Genomic DNA, 22166 nt, shown 5'->3' with positions numbered 1-22166 from the left:
CTCCTCGGGTATCCTCCGCCCGACCTCATGGACCTGTAACCGGCCCCTCGGTGGCCATGATGAACCCGCCAGTCACGCAGGAGGAATGGTGCTGACCGCGTTCGCTCGGGCTTTCCGTACGCCTGACCTGCGTAAAAAGATTCTGTTCACGTTGTTCATGATCCTGGTGTTCCGGATCGGGTCGATCGTTCCGACCCCCAACGTGAACGTGAAGGTGCTGAAGGACACCGCGGACGCGGCCAAGGAGAGCAACCAGCTCTACGGCCTCGTCGATCTGTTCAGCGGTGGCGCGCTTCTCAAGCTCTCGATCTTCGCGCTGGGCATCATGCCGTACATCACGGCGAGCATCATCCTGCAGCTGCTGGTGGTGGTCATCCCGCGGCTCGAGGCCCTCAAGAAAGAGGGCCAGGCCGGTACGACGAAGATCACCCAGTACACCCGTTACCTGACGGTCGGGCTGGCGATCCTGCAGGCCACCGGCATCGTGGCGATGGCGAGCACCGGACAGCTGTTCCAGGGCGTGTCCGGCAGCGGCGACATCCTCTACAAGACCGACATCTTCCCGATCATCACGATGGTCATCTGCATGGTGGCGGGCACCACGGTCATCATGTGGCTGGGCGAGCTGATGACCGACCGCGGCGTCGGCAACGGCATGTCGGTCCTGATCTTCACCCAGGTGGTGGCGGTCTTCCCCGGCCAGTTCTGGGGCATCTACAAGGCCAAGAACGGCTTCGTCTTCGCGATCGTGATCATCGTGGGCCTGGCCATCATGGCGGGCGTCGTGTTCGTCGAGCAGGCGCAGCGGCGGATCCCCGTCCAGTACGCCAAGCGGATGGTCGGCCGGCGCATGTACGGCGGGACGTCGACGTACATCCCGCTGAAGGTGAACCAGGCCGGCATCATCCCGATCATCTTCGCGTCCTCGCTGCTCTACCTGCCGATCCTGGCGACCCAGCTGTGGCCCAACACCAAGTGGCTGCAGAAGGTCCAGCCGTACCTGCAGCAGGACAACGCCTGGCACATGGGGTTCTACTTCGTCCTGATCATCTTCTTCACGTACTTCTACGTGGCGATCACCTTCAACCCCACTGAAGTCGCCGACAACATGAAGAAGTATGGTGGATTCATCCCAGGTATCCGTCCTGGTCGGCCGACCGCCGAATACCTCGACTTCGTGCTGACCCGGATCACCACACCCGGTGCGCTGTACCTGGGGCTCGTGTCCCTGATCCCGATGGTGGCGTTCGCACTCCTGAACGCCACCCAGGACTTCCCCTTCGGCGGCGCGAGCATCCTCATCGTCGTCGGCGTCGGACTGGATACCGTGAAGCAGATCGAGAGTCAGCTGCAGCAGCGCAACTACGAGGGCTTCCTCCGGTAGTGCGTATCGTGCTGGTGGGCCCCCCGGGAGCGGGCAAGGGGACGCAGGCCCAGTTCATCGCATCTCATCTGTCGGTCCCGAAAATCTCGACAGGTGACATCTTCCGTGCCAACGTGAGCGGCGGGACCGAACTCGGCCTGCAGGCGAAGCAGTACATGGACCGCGGCGACCTCGTCCCGGACGAGGTCACGATCGCGATGGTGCGCGACCGGCTGGGCGAGGACGACGCCCGTGACGGGTTCCTGCTGGACGGGTTCCCGCGCAACGTCCCGCAGGCGGAGACCCTGAAGAAGATCCTCGCCGAGTGGGACGCGCGCCTGGACATCGTCCTGGAGCTCGTCGTCGACGAGGACGAGGTCGTCCGGCGGCTGTCGGGCCGGCGCACGTGCGACCAGTGCGGCCGGATCTGGCACGTCGACTTCGACGACAAGCAGGACGACATCTGCGACGACTGCGGCGGTCGCCTGTTCCAGCGCGATGACGACAAAGAAGAGGTCGTCATGCATCGCCTGGAGGTGTACCGGCACGACACGTCCCCGCTGGTGCAGTTCTACGCCGACGAGAACATCCTCGTCGGCATCGACGCCACGGGCCCGGTCGAAGAGGTCACCAAGCGCGCACTGGACGCGCTGCGCCCGCTGGAGAAGTGACGGTGCGGGCGCGGGGCCCCGGTCCCGCGCCCGCCCGGCGGCCGACCCGGTGCAGGGGGAATGATGTTCAAACGGCGTAGGCCGACCATCCAGATGAAGACCGCCGAGCAGATCGAGCTGATGCGGGCGGCGGGGCTGCTCGTCGGCCGCACGCTGGAGCTGCTGCGCGATGCCGTGAAGCCGGGGATCACCACCCTGGACCTCGACACGCTCGCCGAGCGGCACATCCGCGACAACGGCGGCGTCCCGTCCTTCAAGGGCTACCACGGGTTCACCGGGACGATCTGCGCCTCGATCAACGAGGAGATCGTGCACGGCATCCCGCGCGGCGACAAGGTGCTGCGCGACGGCGACGTGATCTCGCTCGACTGCGGCGCGATCGTGGAGGGCTGGCACGGCGACGCGGCGATCACCGTCCCGGTCGGGGAGGTCACCGACGAGCTGCGCACGCTCCTGGACGTCACCGAGGCGTCCCTGTGGCACGGTCTCGCGGCCGGAACGGCCGGAGCGCACCTCACGGACATGTCGCACGCGATCGAGGCTTACATCCGCTCTCAGGGCCGCTACGGCATCGTCGAGGGCTACGGCGGGCACGGCATCGGGACCGAGATGCACATGGACCCGCTGATCCCCAACCACGGCGCGGCCGGGCACGGCCCCGTCCTGGAGCCGGGGATGTGCTTCGCGGTGGAGCCGATGGTGAACCTCGGCACCAAGGAGACCCACGAACTGGACGACGGCTGGACGGTCGTCACGGCCGACGGCCGCTCCTCGGCGCACTTCGAGCACACGTTCGCCGTCACCCCGGACGGCCCCCGCGTCCTGACCGCCCTGGACGAGGGGCGCGAATGGTTCCAGAAGCTCGGTCCGGCCGCGCAGAATGGAAGGGACAGCCCGTCCTGAGAAGCCGGAGGAACGATGGCGCCGAACCCTGACATCCGGGCCTCGGACGCCGACCGCGACCGGGTGGCCGCGAGCCTGCGCGAGCACTGCGCGCTCGGCCGCATCACGATGGAGGAGCTGCAGGAGCGGCTCGACTCGGCGTACGCGTCCAAGACCCTCGGGGATCTCCAGGAGGTCACCTCCGACCTGCCGGAGGAGGACCTCTATGAGTTGCCCGTCCCGGCGGCGCAGCCGAAGAGCACCGCGTCCGTGGCCAGGCCCCCGTCGCGGGACCTCGACATGCGCGGCACGAAGGCGATGTGGGGCGCGTGGGCGACGGTCAGCGCGATCAACTTCACCGTCTGGCTGATCGTCCTGGTGACGGTGGGCGGGGTGTACCCGTGGTGGATCTGGGTGGCGGGGCCGTGGGGCGCGGTCCTGCTGATGCGCACGATCTTCGGTGACCGGCACGGCGATTGACCACGGCGATCGACGGGCCCCGCTGCGGGCTCTACTCCACGTCCATGAGCGGCCGGTAGTTGCCGGTCGGGGCGAAGTGCGTGGTGGCGGTGCCGTCCGCGTCGATGAGGTGGAGGGCGAACCCGGCGGGCTCCCCGGTGACGGCGGCGCGGCCCTGCTTGGTGAGGTCGAGGAACAGCTGCCGGTAGGTGCTCGGGCAGGTGGTGCCGACCCGTCCCGCGAGCGACCCGACCGACGCCCGGTGGACGTGCCCGGAGATGATCCGCACGACCTGCGGATGCCGGGCGACCACCGAGGCGAACCCGGCGGGGTCGACGAACCGCAGGTCGTCGATGAACCGCATCCCGATCGGGTACGGCGGATGGTGCGTGGCGATGACGGTCGGCGTGTCGGGCGCGGTCCGGAGCGTCTCGTCCAGCCAGCCGAGCCGCTCCTCGCTCATGTGCCCGTGCGGATGGCCGTCCACGGTGGTGTCGCAGCAGATCAGCCGAACCCCCGCGATGTCCGCCGCGTACTGCAGGGGTGCCCGCGGGGCCGTCCCGGTGGCGGCGACCGCCGGATGGTCGGCGAACGCCCTGCGCATCTCGTCGCGGTCGTCGTGGTTGCCGCACATGGGGTAGACGGCCATCGGCAGCGGGGACAGCAGCGCGTGCAGCCGCGCGTACTCGGCGGGCAGCCCGGCGTCGGCGAGGTCGCCGGTGAGGACGACCGCGTCGGGCCGCGCGGGCAGCGCCAGGAGGCTCGACACGGCCGACCGCAGGGCGCGCACCGGTCCGGAGCCGTCGTCCACCTCGCCGTCCCGCCCGGCCGCCAGATGGATGTCGCTCAGCTGCGCGATGATCGCCATCGATTCTCCCCTTGCCCCAAGCACATCACGGCCCCCATGCCGGCCACCCCGGCCGTGTCCCCCCGACGATCTTCGCGTCCGCCCGCCCGGCTGTCGACTCCACTGCGTGGATAACGACATACCGGCCTCTTCCGTGCCTCGCCCGCGCCCGCTACCTTGCTCGCGGCGGATCACGGCGGATCACGGCGGAAGGAGCGCGGATGGCGATGCGGCAGCGCCCGTACGGGGCCGTCCGAGGCTGCGCCGGAGGCGGGCACGTGATCCGTACCCCCGGGCTGGTGTTCCGCACGGCGACCTGGTCGGACCTGCGCCGCATCGCCGCCACCGGCAGTGACCCGCAGGCGCAGCGGTGGCTCGGCTGGGCGCCCGGGTCGGTGATCGCCGACCCCGAGCGCGAGCGCCTCCTGGCCGCCCCCGCCGGGCGCGGCCGCGGCCGTTTCGGGCTGCCCTGCCCGCGGGTGGAGACCCGGCTGATCGCCATCGACCCCGAACGCGGCACGACCGCCGGCGCGGTCAGCCTGACGCCGCTGTCGGAGGAGGTCTGCGAGATGGGCGGCCATCTCGCCCCCGCCTACCGCGGCCGCGGGCTCGGGGCCGAACTGTTCACCGCCGGCCTCGCGCTCGCGCACCGGCACCTGCACTTCACCGAGGTCCGGGCCGGTGCGGAGCCGGAGAACCTGGCGAGCGTCCACTCACTGTGGCGCGCGGGCCTCGACCCCGTCCCCGGCACGGAGCCCTACCGCCTTTCGGACGGCCGCGTCATCCCGTCCACCTGGTTCGCGAACGCGGAACCGAACCCGACGTGGTGCCCTTCCGGCTGGTAGCGGCCCGGCGTCGATCAGGCGACGTGCGGGATGACGAGCGACAGGGCCGAGGTGACGTCCTCGGGGGCCGGGGCCACGTCGGGGACGACGTCGCGGAGGGCGAGCCAGCCGTTGATCGCCTGGACGGTCGGCTTGGCCTCGACGAGCTGCGGGTCGTCCAGCCCGTAGTAGGCGGCCACCTTCGACCAGCGCCACAGCCGGTGACCGGCGGTGGACATCTCCGAGGGCGGGAAGCCGCTCGTGCCGCGCGCGCCGGTGATCGCGTGCCGGACGGAGTCGAGCGAGCGGCCGACGCGTTCGGCGATGTCGCGGATGGTCAGCAGCGGGTCGGCCTCGACCTGCAGGACGTTCAGGCCGGGCGCGCTCTCCTCGACGTGCCCGACCACCTCCATGATCGCGGCGGCCAGGGTGGCACCGGTCCACGAGCAGGAGGCGTTGCCGTGCCGGTCGGCGTGCTGGGGCTCGCTGACGATCGACACCGTGACCGCGCCGTGCGTGCGGTCGAACAGCGGATCGAGCTCGTCCTCGTACAGCGGGCGACTGAGGATCAGCGCGAAGTCATAGCTCGGCATGCTGACCCTCCTCTGACGTCTCTACTCCTGGAAAGGTACAACGCGCAGGCGATGTATGCTTGTGTCGGGAGCAGTCTCCGGACCCGTGGCGTTCGCCGATTTCGCATTGCGCGTCCGGTTGACATAGACTCCTGTGTCGGTCCGTCACCGGCCGCCTGATTCCCCGTTTCCGACGCTCTCGCGTCGTAGTGGGTCGCGGCCGATACTCCTCTGGAGAGCCGGACCGCGTCCAATGAGCCGACCAGCGAAGCGCGGAGGACATGGCCAAGAAAGAAGGGGCCATCGAGATCGAGGGCACCGTCATCGAGTCCCTCCCGAACGCCATGTTCCGGGTGGAGCTCGAGAACGGGCACAAGGTGCTCGCCCACATCAGCGGCAAGATGCGGATGCACTACATCCGGATCCTGCCGGACGACCGCGTCGTTGTGGAGCTGAGCCCCTACGACCTCACGCGCGGTCGGATCGTCTACCGCTACAAGTAATCCCACTGGGGTTGCCTTCCCCGTGCGTGGCGGCGCGGGGGTGACCCTTATCTCTAGGAGACCCAGTGAAGGTCAAGCCGAGCGTCAAGAAGATCTGCAACAAGTGCCGCGTCATCCGCCGGCACGGCCGGGTCATGGTCATCTGCTCTGACCCGCGCCACAAGCAGCGTCAGGGCTGACGCTCCACAACCAGACAAGCGCACCGCAGCCTCCCGCACGTCGCCGTACGCATCGCGATCGTCCTCGGATGATCGGGTCGTACGGCAGCGGCGTGTGGGAGGACCACCCTCGGATCGTCGGAGGCCGGGGCCGCCACCCGGGCAGGGTGTGTGCGGACGCGGTGCGTCCATACCTCCGCACTATGAAGGGAACTGCCCACGATGGCACGCCTCCTCGGCGTCGACCTCCCGCGCGAAAAGCGCTTGGAGGTCGCTCTCACCTACATCTTCGGCATCGGCCGGACGCGGGCGCTGGAGACCCTCGAAGGGGCCGGCGTCAGCGGTGACACGCGGGTGCACCAGCTCGGCGACGACGAGCTGATCAAGCTCCGCAACTGGATCGAGGCGAACTACAAGATCGAGGGCGACCTGCGCCGCGAGGTCCAGGCCGACATTCGCCGCAAGATCGAGATCGGGTCCTACCAGGGCATCCGGCACCGCCGCGGGCTTCCGGTGCACGGTCAGCGCACGCAGACCAACGCGCGCACCCGCAAGGGCAAGAAGAAGACCGTGGCCGGCAAGAAGAAGGCCGGCAAGAAGTAGTCCGGAGTCGGTCCTCCGGATCGATGACCTCAAGAGTGGAGAGAGCAGCTTAGATGCCTCCTAAGAGCCGTGTCGGCGCCAAGAAGGTGCGCCGCAAGGAGAAGAAGAACGTCGCTCATGGGCACGCCCACATCAAGAGCACGTTCAACAACACGATCGTCTCGATCACCGACCCCAACGGCAACGTGATCTCCTGGGCCTCCTCGGGCCACGTCGGGTTCAAGGGCTCGCGCAAGTCGACCCCGTTCGCCGCGCAGCAGGCCGCCGAGGCCGCCGCCCGGCGCGCGATGGAGCACGGCATGCGCAAGGTCGACGTCTTCGTGAAGGGCCCGGGTTCGGGCCGCGAGACCGCCATCCGGTCGCTGCAGGCGACCGGCCTCGAGGTGGGCTCGATCCAGGACGTCACGCCCGTTCCGCACAACGGCTGCCGCCCGCCGAAGCGTCGCCGGGTCTGAGGCAGGGGAGATCTAGAACAATGGCTCGTTACACCGGTGCGGACTGCAAGCTCTGCCGCCGCGAGAAGATGAAGCTGTTCCTCAAGGGCAGCAAGTGCATGGGCCCCAAGTGCCCGATCGAGATCCGTCCCTACCCGCCGGGTGAGCACGGTCGCGGCCGGCCGAAGGAGACCGAGTACCTGCTGCAGCTTCGCGAGAAGCAGAAGGCGCGGCGGATCTACGGCATCCTGGAGCGCCAGTTCCACAACTACTACGTCGAGGCCAACCGCCAGCAGGGCAAGACGGGTGACAACCTGCTCGCCCTCCTGGAGCGCCGGCTCGACAACGTCGTCTACCGGGGCGGCTTCGCCAAGTCCCGCGACATGGCCCGCCAGCTCATCCGGCACGGCCACATCCGCGTCAACGGGAAGAAGGTCAACATCCCGTCGGCCCTGGTGAACGAGGCCGACATCGTCGACGTCAAGCCGAAGTCGATGGAGTCGACGCCGTTCCAGGTCGCCAAGGCCGAGATCGGCGAGCGTCCCGTCCCCGCGTGGCTCGGGGTCGACGGCGAGAAGATGCGGATCCTCGTCCACTCGCTGCCCGTGCGGCAGCAGATCGAAGCTCCCGTCCAGGAGCAGCTGATCGTCGAGCTCTACTCCAAGTAGCGGCTCGTACCGTCCCGCCGGGGTCTCCACGTGGGATCCCGGCAGGACGGGGAACACTCCGGAACGCGGTCGTCAAATAGCGGGCACCGCGGAAAGAAGGCACCACCATGCTCATCGCTCAGCGTCCCACTCTCACCGAAGAGCAGGTCGACGAGTACCGGTCGCGGTTCACCATCGAGCCGCTGGAGCCGGGCTTCGGCTACACGATCGGCAACTCGCTGCGTCGTACCCTGCTCTCCTCGATCCCCGGTGCGGCCGTCACCAGCATCCGCATCGAGGGCGTCCTGCACGAGTTCTCCACCGTGCCCGGGGTCAAGGAGGATGTCACCGACATCATCCTGAACCTCAAGGAGCTCGTCGTCTCCTCCGAGCACGACGAGCCCGTGGTCATGTACCTGCGCAAGCAGGGCCCGGGCGAGGTGACCGCGGCCGACATCGCGCCGCCGGCGGGTGTCGAGGTCCACAACCCGGACCTGCACATCGCCACGCTGAACAACAAGGCCAAGCTGGAGATGGAGCTGACGGTCGAGCGCGGCCGCGGCTACGTCTCCGCCGCGCAGAACAAGCAGCCGGGCCAGGAGATCGGCCGGATCCCGATCGACTCCATCTACTCGCCCGTGCTGAAGGTCACCTACAAGGTCGAGGCGACCCGAGTCGAGCAGCGCACCGACTTCGACCGCCTCATCCTGGACGTGGAGACCAAGCAGGCGATGCTGCCGCGCGACGCGGTCGCGTCCGCCGGCAAGACCCTGGTCGAGCTGTTCGGCCTGGCCCGGGAGCTCAACGTCGAGGCCGAGGGCATCGACATGGGCCCGTCCCCGACGGACGCCGCGCTCGCCGCGGACCTGGCCCTGCCGATCGAGGAGCTGAACCTCACGGTCCGCTCCTACAACTGCCTGAAGCGCGAGGGCATCCACTCGGTGGGCGAGCTCGTCGCCCGCTCCGAGCAGGACCTGCTCGACATCCGCAACTTCGGCGCCAAGTCGATCGAAGAGGTCAAGCAGAAGCTCAACGACATGGGCCTGTCGCTGAAGGACTCCCCGCCCGGGTTCGACCCGAGCGCGGCGGCCGACAACTACGGCGACGACGACCAGAGCTACGCCGAGACCGAGCAGTACTAGAAACCCGATTCCGGACGGCCGGGGGCACGGTTCCCCGGCCGTACCGGAACCAGCTGACGCCGGTACCTGACACGGCCGGTGCAGGAAGGAAGCACGATGCCCCAGCCCACCAAGGGCGCCCGCCTCGGCGGCAGCGCAGCGCACCAGAAGCTGATCCTGGCGAACCTGGCGACGGCGCTGTTCGAGCACGGCCGCATCACCACGACCGAGGCCAAGGCCCGGCGGGTGCGCCCGCTGGCCGAGAAGCTGATCACCAAGGCGAAGAAGGGCGACCTGCACAACCGTCGCCTGGTCGCCCGCACGATCCGCGACAAGAGCGTCGTGCACGCGCTCTTCACCGAGATCGCGCCGAGCTTCGAGACCCGTCCCGGCGGCTACACCCGCATCACCAAGATCGGCCCGCGCAAGGGCGACAACGCCCCGATGGCGATCATCGAGCTGGTGGGGGAGCCGATGGCGGCCGCCACCGGCGGGACGGCGCCGAAGGTCAGCGAGGCGGAGCTGCCCGCCGAGGGCGACGTCACCCTCAGCAAGGCCGCCGCCGACGCCGACGAGCCCGAGGCCCCCAAGGCCGAGGACACCGAGGCCGCGCCGGCGGACGCCAAGGACGAGGGCGGCAAGGAGTAACTCGCCGCGCGAACTGGGCAAGCGTTTGCTCGACATTCGTCAGGGCCCACCGTCTGGAAGCAGGCGGTGGGCTTTGATCTTTGCCAGACTGAAGACATGGTCAGGTCGGGAGGGCGACGATTCACCGGGGAGCGTGTCAGGGGAGTGCCCGATGACCGCGGATCATCGGGAGGATCGGACAAGGAACGTTGCAAAAGGACAATTCGGCTGACATGACCGCTCTGGTACGACTCCGGCTCGATATCGGCTACGACGGGTCGGACTTCGCGGGCTGGGCGAGACAGCCGAACCAGCGGACCGTGCAGGGCGTCATCGAGGACGCGCTGGCGCGGATGCTGCGCCTGGATCCGCCGCCCATGCTCACCGTCGCCGGACGCACCGACGCCGGCGTGCACGCGCGCGGCCAGGTCGCGCACCTGGTGGTGCCGGTGGCCGCCTACTCGGCGATCAACGGCACGATGCCGCGCCGGCTCGCGGGCCTGCTGCCGCCGGACGTGCGGGTATGGCGGGTCTCGATCGCGCCGGAGGGGTTCGACGCCCGGTTCTCCGCGCTGTCGCGGCGCTACGTGTACCGGGTGTGCGACAACCCGGTCGGCGTGGAGCCGCTGCGGCGCCACGACGTGCTGTGGCATCCCCGTCCGCTGAACCTGACCCGCATGAACGAAGCCGCGCGGCTCCTGGTCGGCGAGAACGACTTCGCCGCCTACTGCCGCAAGCGGGAGGGCGCGACGACGATCCGGGAACTGCTGCGCTACGAGTGGGCGCGCGACGACCGCGATCCCCATCTGGCGCTCGCGACCGTGCAGGCCGACGCGTTCTGCCACTCGATGGTGCGGGCGCTCGTCGGCGCCCTGCTGATGGTGGGGGACGGGCGGCGCGAGGTGGAGTGGCCCGCGCAGGTGCTCGCCGCCCGCGTCCGCGACTCCGGTGTGAACGTCGCGCCCGCGCACGGCCTGTCGCTGGAGGAGATCAGGTACCCCGGCGACGAGAGCCTGGCAAGGCGCGCCCAGGAGACCCGCCGCGTCCGAACCCTGAACGCCACGGCCGCCGCCACCGAACAGCAGCCCACCCCGTCCCAGCAGGGGACGCCGTAGCCCCGTCCTGGACGCCACATGGCCGCGGGAACCCGTCTCGGGGTCCCGTGGCCATCTCGTGCGCCCGGCGGACGGGTACGTCCTGCGGGCACCTGCGTCCAGCAGACGAGCGCCCGGCAGACGTGCGCCCGGCGGGCATGCGCATCCGGTGGGGGGTGCGGTTCAGTTGTGGGTGCGGGCCTCGATGGGGCGGAGGTCGTAGTCGAGGAACTGCTGCGCGGCCTGCTTGATCAGCGGGTCGCCGGGCTTGGCCTTCTTGCCGTTCGCCCACTGCACGTACGCGTAGGCCACGTACCGGCCGCGGACGGTCGCCGCCGCGTAGCCGCCGGCGCGGTCGATGTCCGGGGAGTGCTTGCCCGCCATGCCGCGGAACCACTCGTACCTGGCGGGGTCGCCGGCCTTGCTCACCGTCATCGCGGCGGCCTTCGTCGGCATGACCGCGATGCCGGAGGTGACGGCGAGCCCGCTCTCCCGGTCGATGAACGTCGCGCGGATGATCTTGCGGCACTGCTCGCGTTCCAGCGTGCCGAGCATCGCGCCCCGGGCCGCGTACTTGAGGTCGCGGTTGAGGGACCACCGGTCGCGGAGGTAGATCCTGCCGCCGAGCTTGATCTCCTTGGCGGGGAACACGTCGCGGAACGCGAGGTCCTTCGGGTCGGTCTTCTCGTCGGCGATGTTCGCGGGGGCCCCGGCGGAGGGGGCCGGGGCCGCCGCCGACGGCGCCGCCGAGGCGGACGCGGACGGCTCGGCCGCCTTGCGGGCCTCGTCCTTGCCGTCCGAACCCGTCCCGCCGATCGCGAACAGGGCGATGGCGGCGGCGAGGACGACGGCCGCGCCGCCGCCGATCAGCACGGTGCGGCGCCTGTTGCCGCCGCCCTGCCGCTGCGGCGGCGTGCCCGGCGGCGGGCCGGGCGGCGGCGGGGTGTCGAGGGGGACGCCGCCTTCGGCGTGGTAGACCGGCGTGATCACGGGCGCCTGGCCCGCGCCGACCGCGGCGCCGTCCGCCGGCCCGGGGTTCGGGAACGGTCCGCTGCCGGTGGGCGGCACGACGCCGCGCGGCAGGATCGCGTCGGGCACCAGCACGGCCGTCTGCGCCGCAGCGTTCTCGGCCTCCTTCGCCTTCTCGAAGGCGGAGAGCGACGCGGGACCGTCCTCCGCGGCCTCGTTCACGACGGAGTTGTCCACGGTGGTCTCGTCCTCTGGGGTCTCGTCCGCGGGGGCTGCGCCCTCCGGGTGGACGGCCTGGAAGCCGTCGGGGTCGGTGTCGCCCGCCGAGGCCGGGGGCTTGACGATGGGCTCGGCGGGAACGGCCCGGCGGGAGTCGACGGGCGGGACCCCGGTGCCGGCGACGAGCGTCCCGGGCGGCGGCCCGGTGACCGGGGCGATCTCTCGTGGGGCCGCGGGGGCTGCGGCCGGAGCGTCCCGGCCGCCCTCGGGCTCCGCCGCGGCCGGTGCCGATTCCGCGGCGGCCGGTGCCGGTTCCGCGGCGGGCGGGGTGGTGTCGGGGGACTCGGCGGCCCACCAGGGAGCTTCCAGGCCGAACGTGGGCAGCCGGAAGGAGGCGGCCTCGGCGGCCGACTCGGCGGTCGCCGGCTCAGTAGCCGACGCAGCAGCGGGCTCGGTGGCCGACGCAGCGGTGGGCTCGGCGGCGGGCTCGGGCTCGGCGGGCGGCCCGGTGGCGGGGGGTGCCGCGTCCGCGTCCGCGTTCGCCTCCGGCGGGGCGGCCGGGGTGGGCGCGCCGCCGAAGCTGGGCGGCGCCGGGTCGGCGGGGACGCCTGACGTCCCCGCCGGCTCGGCGGTCTCCCGGGTGTCTCTAGGTCCAGACATAAGCAGTGAGGGTATTCGGAGGGATCACTTTTGGAGGGGCTTGCCTTCGGTTTCCCTGTAGTGCAGGGCCAGGGCGAGGTTGCTGCCCTTGACCATCTGCGCACCGAAGACGCGGACGGCGGCATGGTACTTGCTCGCTATCTTCTTGCCGTCCGGGCGTTGCACCCACGTCATGATGACGTAGTGGCCGCGCGCCTGCGAGGTGCCGAACGCCTCGCCCTTGCCGTTCTTCTTGGTGACGCCCTTGCCCGGCAGGGCCTGCAGGAAGGCGTCCTTGGCGGCGGCGGCCTTCACGGCCGTCTTGGCGGCGGACTCGGTCTCGAGGTTGAACACGCCGACGGTGCCGATGAGCGAGCCGGTGGAGAGCGCGTAGGTGGCGCGCAGTGCCTGCGTGCAGCCGCCCTTCTTCAGGGCCTTCTCCAGCGTGGTGCCGCCGACGACCGCGGTGCAGCTCCGCTTTCCGTTCGCGGCCGTCCGGACGTACTTGTGGCCGTCCGCGGTGAACTTCCCGTTGCCGAAGACCTCCTTGAGGGTCAGCGGTTTCGGGTCGGTGGTGCGGCTCTGCAGCTTCACCGGCGTGAGGACGGGCTTGGTCGGGCTCGGCGTCGGCTGCGCCTGCTCGGAGGCGGCCTGCGTCGGTGCCGGCGCCGGCTTCGCGTCGTCCTTCAGCAGCGACGACAACCCGACGCCACCGCCGATGAGCAGGATGCCAGCGACGGCCGAGCCGCCGATGATCAGCGGCAGGTTGCGGCGCCGCTCGGGCGGCGTCGGCCCGCCGGACGGCCCAGGCGGACCGGGCGGCCCAGGCGGCGCGCCCTCGGGGTGGCCGTGGTACTCGGAGCCGCCGTGGTAGTCGGAGCCGAACGCGTCGCCCGCGACGGGCTCGTCGCCCCAGGCCGCAGTGGGCTGCTCGTCCCATCCGCCGGCCTGGTCGCCCCATGCGGAGGGGCCGGCGTTGCCCGCGTCGCGTGGAGCGAACGGGGCCTCGTCCTTGTCATGGCCGTACGGCGGCGCGGCGGCTCCGGGTCCGTACGGCCCGGGCGGCGGCTGCCGAGGGGGCCAGTCGCCGGGTTTGCCTTGATCGCCCGGATAACCCATGCGTTGGACTGTACCGTCCCTCATCCGAGCGCGGGCCCCGGTCACTTCCAGCCGAAGTCCTGCGTCCAGAGCGGGCCGCCGGATCCCGGGGCCATGCCGACGCCGATGGCGCGGAGGCCGCAGTTCAGGATGTTGGCCCGGTGGCCGGGGCTGTTCATCCAGCCCTTCACGACGGCCGCGGCGGTCGGGTAGCCCTTGGCGATGTTCTCCGCGCCGGGGCTCGTGTAGCCGGCGTCCTCCATCCGCTTCCACGGGCTGTCGCCGTTGCGGGACGTGTGGTCGAAGTAGTCGTTGGCCGCCATGTCCGCGGAGTGCTCGCGGGCCGCGGCGACGAGCCGGGAGTCGATGCGCAGCGGCTTGCAGCCCTGCTTGGCGCGCTCGGCGTTGGTGAGCGACACGACGGTGGCCTCGCTGCCGGACGAGCCGCCGCTCCCGCCCGTCGGCGTCCCGCCCCCGCCGGTCGACGGCGGGGTGTCCGGCGCGGGCCGCTTCGCGGACTTCGACGGCTCGGCCGAGGCGGTGCTGCGCGGATGGATCGGCTTCAGCGGCGGGGTCTGCTCCGCCGTGGGCGCGGGGGAGGCGCTGGGCGAAGCGGTCCGGCCGCCCGCGGGCGTCCCGGACTCCGTGCCGGCCGCGGCCGGCACCTCGCTCTGCGGCCCCGGCGGGATCACGGCGGACGGGCTGTCCTCCGGCCCGGCCGCGGCGGTCTTCTCCGAGCGCAGCCCGGGGAGCACGAGCCGGTCGATCGCGACGCCGATGCCGATCGCGAGGCCGGACGCGGTGACGACCACGACCAGCCCGGTCGCGCTCTTCATCCGGGACTTCTTGCGTCCCCGGCCCTGCGGGCGTCCGCCGCGCGGGGCACCACTGTCCGGGCGACGTCCATCGTCCGGGCGGCGTCCACCGTGCGACGGCCCCGGCCGGGGCGCGCCGCGCCGCGGGCCGCCGGCGACGAGTTCGTCGCGGGGCGGCCCGGCATGGGGGCGGGGCATGGCGCCGCTCCGCCCGTCGTGCCTGGGCTGGCGGCCCCCGGCGGGATCGCCGGGTCTGCGGGGAGTGGACAGCGGGGGCTCCCGGGTGCGGGCCGGCACGAGCCGGCGTGGACTCGGTCGCCCGGCACGATATCCCTATATGCACCCCCAGTTACGAGAATCTCGCAAGAAACCTCACTGTTACTACTCACCGTCATCTGGACGGTGCGCACCGTCCAGAGCGCGCCACGGCAGCTGGACTGTGTCCCTGTTCTCCTGCGTTCTCCCTTTTGGAGGGCCTCGGCGCCGCGTCTACCCTGGGGTTCCGGCGGCGTCGCAGGTGTCAGACGGATTGCGCAACCTCTTTGTCATTCGTGTATCCTGCGTATTTGTTGTGTGCGTGACGCCTGCCCTCTGGGCGAGGTGACGCCGCAGCGAGCCGGTGCGTCCCGGAGCGTTCGTGTCAACTGCCGCGGATGTGGGCCCCGGCCTCCCGGAGCGCCGGGTCGGATGATCCTCTGGTCGGCGCGAGCAGGATTCCGCTGATACGTGGCGCTCGCCCGCGAGGGGGAGCGGAGGATCGAAACCCTGAAAGTCGACGAGAAACGAAGGCTGACGACCGTGCGCACGTACACCCCTAAGCCCGCTGACGTCCAGCGTCAGTGGTACGTCATCGACGCGACCGATGTCGTGCTGGGCCGTCTCGCCAGTCAGGTCGCGCAGCTGCTTCGGGGCAAGCACAAGCCGATCTACGCGCCGCACCTCGACACCGGTGACTTCGTCGTCATCGTGAACGCCGACAAGGTGTCGCTGTCGGGCAACAAGGCGGAGCGCAAGAAGGCCTACCGGCACTCCGGTTACCCGGGCGGCCTCCGCTCGGTGACCTACACCGAGCTGCTGGCGAAGAACCCCGAGCGGGCGGTCGAGAAGGCGATCAAGGGCATGCTGCCCAAGACCTCCCTCGGCCGGAAGATGTTCGGCAAGGTGAAGGTCTACGCCGGCCCCGAGCACCCGCACCAGGCGCAGAAGCCGGTCCCGTTCGAGATCACCCAGATCAGCCAGATCGCGAAGTGACACCCGCGCCTTCGGGCGCGACCGGTGACACCGCGGCACGAGGAACACGAGGCCGCCGGGGCACCCGCGCAGACGGGCCAGCCGCCCCGGCTAGAACACCCTGAGGAGAACCGTGGACGACACCACCGGCGCCCCCGAGGCGGGCGCCGAACTCGACTCGTACGAGGACGCTCCGTCCGAGTACAGCACCGAGACCCCCGAGACCGCCGGCGAGGGCCTGCTCGGCCAGCCGGTCGCGACCGGCCCGGCCGCCGGCACCGGCCGCCGCAAGCAGGCCATCGCGCGGGTCCGCATCGTCCCCGGCAGCGGCCAGTGGAAGATCAACGGCCGCACCCTGGACCAGTACTTCCCGAACAAGGTGCACCAGCAGATCGTGAACGAGCCGTTCGTGCTGCTGGGCCTGGAGGGGCAGTTCGACGTGCTCGCGCGCGTCAACGGCGGCGGCACCACCGGCCAGGCCGGTGCGCTGCGCCTCGGCATCTCCCGCGCGCTGCAGTTCGCGAACATCGAGCACCGCCCGGCGCTGAAGAAGGCCGGCTTCCTGACCCGCGACGCGCGGGTGCCCGAGCGCAAGAAGGCCGGTCTCAAGAAGGCCCGCAAGGCTCCGCAGTACAGCAAGCGTTGATCGACGGTACGAGCCGTCGCACCCCGTGCTCCCACGCGGCAGTTCCGCGCGGGCGGCGCGGCGGGTGCGGCGGCTCGTCCGCTTTTCCGGGGTCATCCAGTCTCATCGGGAGTTGAACTGTGGCTCGTCTGTTCGGGACCGACGGCGTGCGCGGGCTCGCCAACCGCGACCTGACCGCCCCGCTCGCCATGGACCTGTCCGTCGCGGCGGCGCGGGTGCTCGGCGAGGAGGGCGAGTTCAAAGGCCACCGGCCGCTCGCCGTGGTCGGCCGCGACCCGCGGGCCTCCGGTGAGTTCCTGGAGGCCGCCGTCGTGGCGGGCCTCGCCAGTTCCGGGGTGGACGTGCTGCGCCTCGGCGTCCTGCCGACCCCGGCGGTGGCGTACCTGACGCACACGCTGGACGCCGACCTCGGCGTGATGCTGTCGGCGTCGCACAACCCGGCCCCCGACAACGGCATCAAGTTCTTCGACCGCAGCGGCTACAAGCTGCCGGACGAGATCGAGGACCGGATCGAGGCGCGGCTCGGCGAGGCGTGGAACCCGCCGACCGGCGCCGCCGTCGGCCGCGTCCGGGAGGCGCACGGCGCCGTCGAGCAGTACGTCGCGCACCTGGTGTCCACGGTCACGGTGTCGCTGGACGGCCTGCGCGTCGTGGTCGACTGCGCGAACGGCGCGTCCTGCGATGTCGCGCCGGAGGCGCTGCGCCGGGCGGGCGCCGAGGTCTTCACGATCGGGACGGCGCCGGACGGCCTGAACATCAACGCCGGCTGCGGCTCCACGCACCTGGAGGCGCTGCGCCGGGCCGTCCGGGAGCAGGGCGCGGACGTCGGCATCGCCAACGACGGCGACGCCGACCGCTGCCTGGCCGTGACGGCGTCCGGCGAGGTCGTGGACGGCGACCAGATCATGGCGATCCTCGCCCTCGACCTGCGGGAGGCGGGCGCGCTGCCGTCCGACACCGTCGTCGCGACCGTGATGTCGAACCTCGGCTTCAAGCTCGCGATGCGGGAGGCCGGGATCAGCGTGGTGGAGACCGCGGTCGGCGACCGGTACGTCCTGGAGGCGATGAAGACCGGCGGCTTCGGGTTCGGCGGCGAGCAGTCCGGCCACGTGATCATGCTCGACCACGCGACGACCGGCGACGGCGTCCTGACGGGCCTGCACCTGGCGGCCGCGATGGTCCGCCGGGGCCGTCCGCTGGACGAGCTGACGAAGGTGATGACGCGGCTGCCGCAGGTGCTCGTCAACGTCAAAGACGTCGACAAGACCCGTGCGAAGACGTCCGCGGAACTGGCCGCGGCCGTCGCCGCGGCCGAGGCCGACCTCGGCGAGACGGGCCGTGTCCTCATCCGGCCGAGCGGCACCGAGCCGATGGTCCGCGTGATGGTGGAGGCGGCCTCCGAGGACCAGGCCAAGTCCGTCGCCGAGCACCTCGCCGGCGTGGTGAAGACCGCGCTCGGCTAGCGCTCGTCGATCTCCAGCCGTCCCACCTTGAGGTGCTTGATCTCGACGGTCCCGGCTTCGAGGTGGGCGATGACGGCGCGCTTCACGACGAGCTTGCCGATCGCGACGGCGCCGATCGCCAGCGCGCCGAGCGCCATCGAGCCCACCGCCAGCGACCCGAGCCCGTTGCCGACCCGCAGCGTGAGCCCGGTCGCGGACGCGCCGGTCACCTCGGCCCCGGTCGCCCGCGCGCCGACGCCCCGTTCCGTCCGGACCCTCGGCCGCTCGTCCGCCGTGCCCTGGCCGTCCGCCCTGCCCTGCTCGCCCGCTTCGTCGCTCATCGGACGAGCATATTCGGCCGTGCGGTGACCCGGCGGCCGGACGGCGGGCCGGTCGTCAGCCGCCGCACAGGTCGAGCATGATCTTCTTGTCGGCGCTCGTGACCGCCAGGTCGTACTTCACCGCCACCTGCGCGAAGCGGACGCTGTAGGAGCAGCGGATGCGCTTGTTCGGCGGCAGCCACGACGCCGGGCCGGAGTCGCTCTTGGCGCCGTTGAGCGGGCCGTCCACCGGGATGAGGTTCAGCGGGTCGTTGGCGAGGGATTCGCGCTTGTCCTTCGTCCACCGCGACGAGCCCATCTGCCAGCTGTACGACAGCGGGATCACGTGGTCGATCTGCACGGTGGTCGCTTTCGCCTTCTTCCAGTGGATCGTCTTGCCGGAGTACGGGTCGTGCAGCGTGAGCGAGATGAGCACGCAGTCGGACCCGGACCGGTAGCGCAGGTCCTTGCCGTCGCGCTTCAGCAGGTCGTTGCGGGTGTCGCAGCCGTTGCGCGCGAACGGGACGCCGGGTGCGTTGTCCTTCCACGCGTAGCCGAACTTGTCGCGGTCGTAGCCGGTCTTCGGGCCGCGCCCCTTGGTGGCGACCTTCGCGATGAGCGTGCGCGCCTCGTCCCGGTCGCCGCCGGAGGTGATGGCGGCCAGGCCCGGCTTGGTGCCGTCGGGGTTGTCGAGCGGGCTGGCGGCGTCGCCGTCGCTCCGGCCGGACGCGGCGCCGCTGGGCGAGCCGGACGGGTCGCCGATGCTCAGGTTCCCCTCGCAGCCGGACACCGCCAGCGGCACGGCGAGCGCGAGCGCGGCCGAGGCCAGCAGCCTGCGGCCGGGTGCACGCCGATGGCCGGGGGCACGCCGGAGGCCGGGGTCACGCCGAAGCCGGGCGCGTCGGGTCATACCGTCACCGTCCTGGGGGTCACTGTCATCATTTTTCACCAACAGGCATGCAAATAGTCGATCAAAGCGCATGTCCTACCGTCCCGGTCACACGACCCCTCCGTTTACGGCACGATTGGCCAGTGCTTCATCTGAGAGCGATCGTCCCGGCGGACCGTACGGACGCGGTCTGCGCGGCGCTGGAGGACTGCGCCGGCGCGGCCAACGTCGTCGTCATCGCCGGTGCCGCCCGGTCACCGCGCGGCGACCTCGTGACGGCCGACATCGCCCGCGAGTCCGCCAACGAGGTGCTGGACGCGCTGCGCGCCATGGACGTCCACCGGGACGGCTCGATCGCGCTCGACAAGGTCGACCTGACGCTCTCGGAGACCGCCGAGGAGGCCAAGGAACGGGCGCCCGGGCACGGCGACGACGCCGTCGTCTGGGAGGAGCTCGACCGCAGCGTCAGCGAAGGGACGGCGCTGACCTGGTCGTTCATCGCGTTCCTGGCGCTCGCCACGCAGCTGGCCGGGATCGCCGCGCTGATCGACTCGCCGGTGCTGGTGGTCGGCGCGATGGTCCTCGGGCCGGAGTTCGGCGCGGTCGCGGCGATCTGCTACGGGCTCGTCCGGTGGCAGCCGGAGCACATCGTGCAGGCCGTGCGGGCGCTGCTCGTCGGGTTCGCCGTCGCGATCGTGATCACCTACGTGTGCGCGCTGGCCAGCCGGTGGCTCGGGGTCATCGAGCTGGACCGGCTGCCCGAGCAGCGCCCGCTCACCGCGTTCATCTACAGCCCGGACCGCTGGTCGTTCATCGTCGCGCTGCTCGCGGGCGCCGCCGGAGTGCTGTCGCTCACGGCGGGCAAGTCGTCGGCGCTGGTCGGGGTGTTCATCTCCGTCACCACCGTGCCCGCCGCGGGGAACCTCGCGGTCGCGCTGGCGCTGGAGCACGGCAGCGAGATCACCGGCTCGCTGCTCCAGCTCGCCGTCAACTTCGCCGGGATGATCATCGCGGGGGCGCTGACGCTGCTCGTCCAGAAGGCGCTGTGGGGCCTGGTCCTGCGGCGGGGGCGACGTCCGGCGGCCGGAGGTCGTACTTAGGTCGCCGCAAGACCCGACGAAAGGCCAACCCGCGTAGCACTTGAGGGTGACGTGCGGCATCGCGGGGGCCGCTAGGTTCGGACCATGCCGATAATCGCCACCCAGGGCCTGACGATGAGGTTCCCCCGGGTGACCGCCTTGGACGACCTCAACGTGGCCGTCGAACCGGGTGTCGTCGGGCTGGTCGGAGCCAACGGCGCCGGCAAGTCGACGCTCATCAAGATCCTGCTCGGGCTGCTGCCGCCGACGTCCGGCACGGCGACCGTGCTGGGGCTCGACATCGCGCGCGAGGGCCTGCGGATCCGGGAGAGCGTCGGATTCATGCCCGAGTACGACTGCCTGCCGCCGGACGTGTCCGCGACCGAGTTCGTCGTGCACATGGCCCGCATGTGCGGGCTCCCCCCGACCGCCGCCCGCGAGCGCGCCGCCGACACGCTCCGGCACGTCGGCCTGTACGAGGAGCGCTACCGTCCGATCGGCGGCTACTCGACCGGGATGCGCCAGCGGGTGAAGCTCGCGCAGGCCCTCGTCCACGACCCGAAGCTCGTGTTCCTGGACGAGCCGACCAACGGCCTCGACCCGGCCGGACGCGACGAGATGCTCGACCTGATCCGCCGCATCGGCGCCGAGTTCGGGATCAGCGTCCTGGTCACCTCCCACCTGCTCGGCGAGCTGGAGCGGGTCTGCGACCACGTCGTCATCATCGACGGCGGGAAGCTGCTGCGGTCCCAGGCCGTCGAGGCGTACACCGCCGCGAGCGGCGTGCTGACCGTCGAGGTCGACGAGGGGCGGGACGCGCTGGGGCGGCACCTGTTCGACCAGGGCGTGTCCGTCCACCCCGAGGGCCGGTTCCTCATCGTCGACATCGCCGGCGAGACGACCTACGACCAGGTCCGCGACGGCGTCGCGGGCCTCGGGCTGCGGCTCATCCGGATGGAGCAGCGCCGCCACCACATCGAGGAGGTCTTCCAGACCGGGCCGCCCGCGCCGCAGGCCCCCGCCGGGACCGTCCAGCAGGGAGCGCCGCGATGAGCACGAGCACCATCCACGACATCGGCTACCGCCACTACGACGGGCGCCGCAGCGGCCGCGCGTACGTGCTGCGGTCGCTGTACGTGCACAACCTGCGCGCCGCGTTCGGGCTCGGACGCCCCGCGCGGGCCAAGATCATGCCGTTCCTGCTGGCGGGGATCATGCTGCTGCCGGCCGCCGGGTCGGTCGCGGCGTTCGCGTTCAGCAAGCAGCCGGACGCGCTGTTCCGCTACTCCTCCTACGCGAACATCATGCAGGTCATCGTGGCGATCTTCCTGGCCACGCAGGCGCCGGTGCTGGCCTCGCGGGAGGTGCGCTTCCACGTCATCCCGCTGTACTTCTCCCGCCCGGTCGGCCATCTCGACTTCGTCCTGGCGAAGGGCGCCGCGCTGACGACCGCGCTGTTCGCGCTGATGGCGGTGCCCGTCACCGTCCTGTACGTCGGCGGCCTGATCACCAAGATGCCCGATTCGGGCGAGCAGTTGCTGAAGTTCCTCGGCGCCCTCGTCGGCTGCGTGCTGTACGCGCTGGTGCTCGCCGCGATCGGGATGGTGGTCGCCGCGTTCACGCCGCGCCGCGGCTTCGGCGTCGCCGCGGTCATCGCCGTCTACATGATCAGCGCCGCGTTCGTCGGCGCCGTGCAGGGCATCGCCGACGCGCAGACCAACTTCACCCTGCAGGGCTGGATCGGCCTGGGGACGCCGTTCAACCTGGTGGACATCGTCCAGGTCCGGCTGCTCGGCGCGCAGTCGTCCTCGCCCGGTATCGCCCCGGGCATCGCCGGCGGCGCCGTCGCGCTCGCGGTGTGCGCCGTGATCATCGCCGGCTCGATCGCGGTCCTGTACCGCCGTTTCCGAAAGGCGGGCCTTTCATGAGTGAGCGAAGCGAGACGGGGGGTGTGGGGGGTCGCCCCCCCACAGGGCGTGGGACCGAGGTGGTTCTGGAGAACGTGTCCCGGTGGT

26 protein-coding genes are annotated in these 22166 nt (G+C 71.0%); 19 read left to right on the top strand and 7 right to left on the bottom strand.

Annotated elements, in window-relative coordinates; genetic code table 11:
* Positions 1–88: 88 nt before the first annotated feature.
* The 4 genes from secY (at position 89) to ABZ806_RS12420 (ending at position 3396) form a co-directional block, all read left to right on the top strand.
* Positions 89–1384, top strand: a complete 1296-nt coding sequence (secY, locus tag ABZ806_RS12435) for a preprotein translocase subunit SecY (RefSeq protein ID WP_500216979.1) — start codon at positions 89–91, stop codon at positions 1382–1384.
* Complete coding sequence (locus ABZ806_RS12430; protein WP_500216978.1) at positions 1384–2034, top strand: adenylate kinase; 651 nt, start codon at positions 1384–1386, stop codon at positions 2032–2034. The genes secY and ABZ806_RS12430 overlap by 1 nt, the downstream gene beginning before the upstream one ends.
* 63 nt (positions 2035–2097) lie before the next feature.
* Positions 2098–2937, top strand: coding sequence for a type I methionyl aminopeptidase (gene map, locus ABZ806_RS12425; protein ID WP_500216977.1), 840 nt, complete (start codon positions 2098–2100; stop codon positions 2935–2937).
* A 15-nt stretch (positions 2938–2952) separates the two neighbouring features.
* Complete coding sequence (locus ABZ806_RS12420) at positions 2953–3396, top strand: DUF1707 SHOCT-like domain-containing protein (RefSeq protein ID WP_500216976.1); 444 nt, start codon at positions 2953–2955, stop codon at positions 3394–3396.
* 31 nt (positions 3397–3427) lie between these two features.
* Here ABZ806_RS12420 and ABZ806_RS12415 read toward each other — a convergent pair whose 3' ends face one another.
* Positions 3428–4243, bottom strand: a complete 816-nt coding sequence (locus ABZ806_RS12415) for a phosphodiesterase (protein ID WP_500216975.1) — start codon at positions 4241–4243, stop codon at positions 3428–3430.
* A 200-nt stretch (positions 4244–4443) separates the two neighbouring features.
* On the opposite strand from ABZ806_RS12415, the gene ABZ806_RS12410 reads away from it, so the two are divergent.
* Positions 4444–5067 (top strand): GNAT family N-acetyltransferase, encoded by a 624-nt coding sequence (locus ABZ806_RS12410; RefSeq protein ID WP_500216974.1) that lies wholly within the window; start codon positions 4444–4446, stop codon positions 5065–5067.
* Positions 5068–5081: 14 nt separating this feature from the next.
* On the opposite strand, the gene ABZ806_RS12405 is transcribed toward ABZ806_RS12410, so the two are convergent.
* Positions 5082–5639 carry a hypothetical protein gene (locus ABZ806_RS12405; RefSeq protein ID WP_500216973.1) on the bottom strand — a complete coding sequence of 186 codons (558 nt, stop codon included), beginning with the start codon at positions 5637–5639 and terminating at the stop codon, positions 5082–5084.
* A 260-nt stretch (positions 5640–5899) separates the two neighbouring features.
* On the opposite strand from ABZ806_RS12405, the gene infA reads away from it, so the two are divergent.
* The 8 genes from infA (at position 5900) to truA (ending at position 10826) form a co-directional block, all read left to right on the top strand.
* Entirely contained in the window at positions 5900–6121 is a 222-nt protein-coding gene (gene infA, locus ABZ806_RS12400; RefSeq protein ID WP_371954366.1) for a translation initiation factor IF-1, read from the top strand.
* Positions 6122–6186: 65 nt separating this feature from the next.
* Positions 6187–6300, top strand: a complete 114-nt coding sequence (rpmJ, locus tag ABZ806_RS12395; RefSeq protein ID WP_021596712.1) for a 50S ribosomal protein L36 — start codon at positions 6187–6189, stop codon at positions 6298–6300.
* 201 nt (positions 6301–6501) lie between these two features.
* Positions 6502–6882: a 30S ribosomal protein S13 gene (rpsM, locus tag ABZ806_RS12390; protein ID WP_500216972.1), complete on the top strand. Its 381-nt coding sequence runs from the start codon at positions 6502–6504 to the stop codon at positions 6880–6882.
* A gap of 53 nt (positions 6883–6935) precedes the next feature.
* The gene (rpsK, locus tag ABZ806_RS12385) at positions 6936–7337 is read left to right on the top strand and encodes a 30S ribosomal protein S11 (RefSeq protein ID WP_021596710.1); all 402 of its coding nucleotides are present in this window, start codon (positions 6936–6938) and stop codon (positions 7335–7337) included.
* 20 nt (positions 7338–7357) lie between these two features.
* Entirely contained in the window at positions 7358–7984 is a 627-nt protein-coding gene (gene rpsD / locus ABZ806_RS12380) for a 30S ribosomal protein S4 (RefSeq protein ID WP_500216971.1), read from the top strand.
* Between the two features lie 107 nt (positions 7985–8091).
* Entirely contained in the window at positions 8092–9105 is a 1014-nt protein-coding gene (locus tag ABZ806_RS12375) for a DNA-directed RNA polymerase subunit alpha (protein ID WP_131741171.1), read from the top strand.
* Positions 9106–9201: 96 nt separating this feature from the next.
* Positions 9202–9732, top strand: coding sequence for a 50S ribosomal protein L17 (rplQ, locus tag ABZ806_RS12370; protein WP_500216970.1), 531 nt, complete (start codon positions 9202–9204; stop codon positions 9730–9732).
* A gap of 212 nt (positions 9733–9944) precedes the next feature.
* Entirely contained in the window at positions 9945–10826 is an 882-nt protein-coding gene (truA, locus tag ABZ806_RS12365; protein WP_500216969.1) for a tRNA pseudouridine(38-40) synthase TruA, read from the top strand.
* Between the two features lie 162 nt (positions 10827–10988).
* On the opposite strand, the gene ABZ806_RS12360 is transcribed toward truA, so the two are convergent.
* The 3 genes from ABZ806_RS12360 to ABZ806_RS12350 are packed head-to-tail and all read right to left on the bottom strand — an operon-like array spanning position 10989 to position 14743.
* Positions 10989–12653, bottom strand: coding sequence for a hypothetical protein (locus ABZ806_RS12360; RefSeq protein WP_500216968.1), 1665 nt, complete (start codon positions 12651–12653; stop codon positions 10989–10991).
* A gap of 24 nt (positions 12654–12677) precedes the next feature.
* Entirely contained in the window at positions 12678–13751 is a 1074-nt protein-coding gene (locus tag ABZ806_RS12355; RefSeq protein WP_500216967.1) for a hypothetical protein, read from the bottom strand.
* A 41-nt stretch (positions 13752–13792) separates the two neighbouring features.
* On the bottom strand, positions 13793–14743 hold the full coding sequence (locus ABZ806_RS12350) for a CAP domain-containing protein (protein ID WP_500216966.1): 951 nt from the start codon (positions 14741–14743) through the stop codon (positions 13793–13795).
* A gap of 600 nt (positions 14744–15343) precedes the next feature.
* On the opposite strand from ABZ806_RS12350, the gene rplM reads away from it, so the two are divergent.
* From rplM to glmM, 3 genes are all read left to right on the top strand, one after another.
* Positions 15344–15796 (top strand): 50S ribosomal protein L13, encoded by a 453-nt coding sequence (gene rplM, locus ABZ806_RS12345; RefSeq protein ID WP_500216965.1) that lies wholly within the window; start codon positions 15344–15346, stop codon positions 15794–15796.
* Between the two features lie 112 nt (positions 15797–15908).
* Positions 15909–16421 carry a 30S ribosomal protein S9 gene (gene rpsI, locus ABZ806_RS12340; protein ID WP_500216964.1) on the top strand — a complete coding sequence of 171 codons (513 nt, stop codon included), beginning with the start codon at positions 15909–15911 and terminating at the stop codon, positions 16419–16421.
* 119 nt (positions 16422–16540) lie between these two features.
* Positions 16541–17884 (top strand): phosphoglucosamine mutase, encoded by a 1344-nt coding sequence (gene glmM / locus ABZ806_RS12335; protein WP_500216963.1) that lies wholly within the window; start codon positions 16541–16543, stop codon positions 17882–17884.
* Here glmM and ABZ806_RS12330 read toward each other — a convergent pair.
* Together ABZ806_RS12330 and ABZ806_RS12325 are read right to left on the bottom strand one after the other, a co-directional pair.
* Entirely contained in the window at positions 17881–18204 is a 324-nt protein-coding gene (locus ABZ806_RS12330; protein ID WP_500216962.1) for a hypothetical protein, read from the bottom strand. The two genes, glmM and ABZ806_RS12330, sit on opposite strands and share 4 nt — an antisense overlap.
* A gap of 55 nt (positions 18205–18259) precedes the next feature.
* Positions 18260–19093, bottom strand: coding sequence for an HNH endonuclease family protein (locus tag ABZ806_RS12325; RefSeq protein WP_500216961.1), 834 nt, complete (start codon positions 19091–19093; stop codon positions 18260–18262).
* Between the two features lie 122 nt (positions 19094–19215).
* Here ABZ806_RS12325 and ABZ806_RS12320 point away from each other — a divergent pair, with 122 nt between their 5' ends.
* The 3 genes from ABZ806_RS12320 to ABZ806_RS12310 all read left to right on the top strand — a co-directional run bounded on the left by ABZ806_RS12320 (position 19216) and on the right by ABZ806_RS12310 (position 22079).
* Positions 19216–20172: a DUF389 domain-containing protein gene (locus ABZ806_RS12320; protein WP_500216960.1), complete on the top strand. Its 957-nt coding sequence runs from the start codon at positions 19216–19218 to the stop codon at positions 20170–20172.
* Positions 20173–20256: 84 nt separating this feature from the next.
* Positions 20257–21204, top strand: a complete 948-nt coding sequence (locus tag ABZ806_RS12315; protein WP_500216959.1) for an ABC transporter ATP-binding protein — start codon at positions 20257–20259, stop codon at positions 21202–21204.
* Entirely contained in the window at positions 21201–22079 is an 879-nt protein-coding gene (locus ABZ806_RS12310; RefSeq protein ID WP_500216958.1) for an ABC transporter permease, read from the top strand. Before ABZ806_RS12315 ends, ABZ806_RS12310 begins: the two co-directional genes overlap by 4 nt.
* Positions 22080–22166 lie beyond the last annotated feature (87 nt).

This window comes from Spirillospora sp. NPDC047418, assembly GCF_040643275.1.
GTDB lineage: Bacteria > Actinomycetota > Actinomycetes > Streptosporangiales > Streptosporangiaceae > Spirillospora.
The sequence above is the reverse complement of the archived record's forward strand: the minus strand, read 5'-3'. Positions and strand labels throughout refer to the sequence as shown.